The sequence below is a fragment of the Methanococcoides sp. genome (genome assembly GCF_030594565.1).
Classification (GTDB): domain Archaea; phylum Halobacteriota; class Methanosarcinia; order Methanosarcinales; family Methanosarcinaceae; genus Methanococcoides; species Methanococcoides seepicolus.
On sequence record NZ_JAUVEY010000165.1, the window covers coordinates 1 to 4,197 of the forward strand.

General features: G+C 38.2%; 4 protein-coding genes. 2 read left to right on the forward strand and 2 right to left on the reverse strand.

Going from position 1 to position 4,197, the window contains the following annotated elements; genetic code table 11:
- Positions 1-535: 535 nt before the first annotated feature.
- Both QAS77_RS10800 and QAS77_RS10805 read right to left on the reverse strand, forming a co-directional pair.
- Positions 536-1,534: a hypothetical protein gene (locus QAS77_RS10800; protein ID WP_305065517.1), complete on the reverse strand. Its 999-nt coding sequence runs from the start codon at positions 1,532-1,534 to the stop codon at positions 536-538.
- A 14-nt stretch (positions 1,535-1,548) separates the two neighbouring features.
- Entirely contained in the window at positions 1,549-2,220 is a 672-nt protein-coding gene (locus QAS77_RS10805; RefSeq protein WP_305065519.1) for a hypothetical protein, read from the reverse strand.
- Between the two features lie 766 nt (positions 2,221-2,986).
- On the opposite strand from QAS77_RS10805, the gene mptN reads away from it, so the two are divergent.
- Together mptN and pth2 are read left to right on the forward strand one after the other, a co-directional pair.
- Positions 2,987-3,907 carry a tetrahydromethanopterin:alpha-L-glutamate ligase gene (mptN, locus tag QAS77_RS10810; RefSeq protein WP_305065520.1) on the forward strand — a complete coding sequence of 307 codons (921 nt, stop codon included), beginning with the start codon at positions 2,987-2,989 and terminating at the stop codon, positions 3,905-3,907.
- Between the two features lie 42 nt (positions 3,908-3,949).
- A partial coding sequence (pth2, locus tag QAS77_RS10815) for an aminoacyl-tRNA hydrolase (RefSeq protein WP_305065521.1) occupies positions 3,950-4,197 on the forward strand: 248 nt, incomplete at its 3' end.

Consider the following 4,197-nt stretch of genomic DNA (forward strand, 5'->3'; position numbering starts at 1 on the left):
AACATGTTCGTGTTATCACTTCCAATTTCATGTTAATTCACTGTTTTTAGAATGTTGCCCATATAATATATTTGTACCTGCAGCTGACTTTCCTTGTTGAGATGACAAGTAAAAGATAATTACAATTGTACATGTTTTGACAAATTACCGTAAAATGTCAGATATAAGGAGTTACACTTTACAAGTGTACATAATTTGACATTCTTGAATAAAATGTAAAACTTAGGAGCTGATGCTATGAATGATAAGCCGTTTCCTCTCAATGCTCATGTGAGGGAAAGATTGGAAGAATGGGGTAACGAAATAGAAGTTTCATGAATGGGTTCTTGCTCTGACTCCTGATGATGCTCAGGAGATGGGAATTGAACATAGGAGTACGTTGAAGAGAATCAAAGATAAAATAAAAAAAGGGAAGAAATTGAATTATGGGAAAGGTGCGGTGAAGGTGTTGGTAGAGATGAAATTATTTTAATAGGAATAAAATAGTACGGTATTGATGTGTAACTCATACGTTCTAGACCACAACCACAACATATTATTTTCTATTTAATAGATGAATGTAGCATACCATCAATAAACACAGGGTTGTAAATATGGCTTCGAATCCTGGCAAATCCCTTTCCTGTGTAGATCCAACATCTGTTTGATTAGTATCATTTTTAGATGTTTCATTGATCGTGATTATGGTATTAAACTTTGATTCAAAATAAGATGGGGTCCATCCTGTTTCAGTTGGAATCAAGAATGCCGTTCCTCCCACTTTTATGTATTTGGTTTCATTACCTGAGAAATATTGGATAAATTTGCTATTTGAGGTTCTTCGTTCACCAGTAACAACAACAGTATCCATTGGCTCAATTCTCTGATTATTGCTAATAAGGGTAACTCCGGTTAAAGTGCTATTAAGCTTTAGTTTTTCATCTTTTTTGTCCATTGCGAATATTCTATATTCTAATTCATAAATGATAAGAGCTACATTATTTGGATTATGAATTGAAATATTGGTGGTGGTGATAATCTCCACTACCTGCCCTTCTTCATCAAATAATCTATTTATATAAAATTCAATATCAGTTACATTAGGGCTCATTGCCTGCTTGCCCTCTTCCGTATTAATAAATAGTGTTGTTTCTTTATGGAATGGAACCTCAAAAGCACGTGTTCCTTTTTCAAGAAATAGTGATCCGGTGACTGTGATGTTTGCTGAACCAGTCCGGTAAAATCTTACCAGAGGATTGCCCCCAATGAGGGAGTGTTTATTCCTGTACGTAGTGGATCCATTTGCTTTGAGAAGCAGAGGTGTTTCCCACTTTGATAAAAAGTCTACCCCTACGGGATCTGAAATTGACAGGTCGATACCTGTTAAATATAACTCTGTTTGGCTTGGATTATTGATTATAATATCCAGATATATGGAATTGAGCTCATCCATGGTGACATTAATATCCACGGTTGGATTCTCTGCAGCTATACAATAAGGTGTGACCATAACCATGCAGATTATAGTCACAAATAAAATTGAAATACAGTTCAACTATTACCACCTTTTCATATTGCCATTTGTTCCTCATCGATTACAAATGAATTAACCGAGGTTTCTAACATATCTCCATACTGATCGTAATCATTGGTGAAAGCCATTACTTGATAGTAATAATCCTCTACATCGAACACAACCACCCACATAGTCGCTTGTTCAGGACCTTCATACCTCCCTCCACTTAGCAATTCCCAACCATCATATATTATTTCAACGCCCTCTCTGCCATTTATAGTAACGTTTTCAAATTTTGATATTACACCAATTTCTTTCAGACTTTCAATATCAGACATCTCGTCTTGTAACCACACTTTTGCATTTGTTTCATTTGAAAAGACTATCACAGCCAGGCTGGCTTCAGTCTGACGGGGAGAGAAAAATGCTACACCACCTACATCTTCAACTCCACCTCCTATGCCTAATTCCCAGTCTTCAGGATAGTCAATCGAAATTCCGAGGATATCATCAGAATAGCGTGTATATCCTTCTTTCAGCGGCACTTCTATAACGGGTGTTTCTGTAACTGGCTCCTGCTCTGTTGTTTCAGTTACATTTAATTCAGCAGTCTCGTTGACAGAGATATTTTCCTCAGGAGACACCGTTTCTTCGCCAACACATCCCGACATAAAAACGACACATAAAATCAAAGAATAAATTATCCAACTTTGCTTCTTTTGCATATAACCTTCCCCCTTTCAATATATGTATATAAACTAATTACAGCCAAAATCCCCCAAGATTACGACTGATTGAGGTAAGAGAATTACATGTCAGTACTCCCAAACCCACTTAGAAATCTAACATTATAATATATATTCACGTCGGTATGAACTATTTATAGGCTATTAAAAATTACACTCCACTGTTTATTCAATCATCCCTTTGAAAAAAAAACGCGGAGAGAGTAATATGGTTGCGTAGCAGATTAACAAAAACGTAGTGTTTTTTCTAGTTACCTATATCCCCTACTTGCTATGCGAGGGATTAGATTTGAACCCACAAATCCCATCAAGTCTTAACCTTTACATTCCTAATGCGGAAATGTCAGATATAAGGAACAAAAGCAAGGGGGTTATTTTTAGCTATATCTTTTCTATTTTTGTCATTATCTGTTTAATGTCTTACATTTCTTCATTTTGTCTATTCTAACCTTATCATTTCTGGTGCAACTACTGGAAAGGATCTGTACCAATGGTACTATTCATCAAAATAACAACTATGGTGATTGCTATCGATTATAAAAGTAACCGGAAAACTTTTTGCGTTTGCCTCCGGCAACGATTGCGGCACAAAGTGCCGCATGTGGCTTTTTTACCCAGTTCCCTTAGGTACACCTTTAAGAACTTTGCCTAACTATTGAGACATTCAGCTCAAGATCGCTCAAATTTATATAAAGATCGATCACTTTGCGATATCTTGATGTACTTATAAAAGAGATTCATTCTAATGAAGCATATTGGAATCATCATTACGGACCAGAGCGATCCAACGGCTCAGGCATTTCAGAAGGCTTGTGTGTCGAACGACATAAGACCCCACATGATCGACCTTCGGCAAAGGAACGTCACCGTTGGAGAAAGTCTAAGCTCACAGATCACAGATATTGACCTTCAGCAACTGGATGCGATTATAGTAAGGGATGTTGGAGCAGGAGCTTTTGATGGGGTTTCATTCCGTTTCGATGTATTAAGGCAGCTGGAACAGGAAGGTGTGCTGATAGTAAATTCCCCGGAATCTATACAGAGCGCTGCCAACAAGTATTATGCATCCAGCCTCATGGCAAAGGCGGGACTACCCATCCCCAGAACAATGGTCTTTCAGGACACAGGAAATGCATTAAAGATCCTTGACACGATGAAAGATGCGGTCATCAAACCTATTTTCGGATATAAGGGACGAGATATTATTAGAATAAAGAATGGTGCGATCATCAACAATGATGGAACGATAAATGACTCCGACCTGGAAGGAACAATAGATGCGATCCTTGAGCAGAGAGGAATGCTCCATATACAGAAATATATTGTCAATCCGGGAAGGGATATACGTGCATTCGTAGTCAATGGAAAAGTGATAGCAGCAATATACAGAACTGCACCGGAAGGTGCATGGATCAATAATCTGAGCCAGGGTGGCAATGAGTCCCGCTGCGAACTGTCATCGTATCAGAAGGAACTTTGCATAAAGGCTTCAAGATCAATAGGCACATACTTTGCAGGAGTCGATCTGATAGAGGATATGAATGGAGACAGTGACAAAAGCCTGATACTGGAGATCAATGCCACACCTTCTTTGGCAGGCATTTATAAAGCATGGGGAATTAATGCTGCAGAATATATAGTCAACGATATTAACAGTGAGTTATAATAATGGAAATACCATATTCATTGTTAACCGGAGAACTTCCAGATGGCAGAATATAAGCAGTGTATCATTATCAGGGATGACCTGAAACTTTCAAAGGGAAAGCTTGCAGTACAGGTAGCTCATGCTGCTGTATCTGCTGCAGAGTGGGCAAGCAGATCTGATATTGAGAACTGGAAAGAAGGCGGACAAAAAAAAGTAGTATTGCGTGTCGAGAAACTTCAGGACCTTTTCGAACTTAAAGAAAAGGCAAGACGAGAAGGATTATCTACCGCACTGATAACGGATGCAGG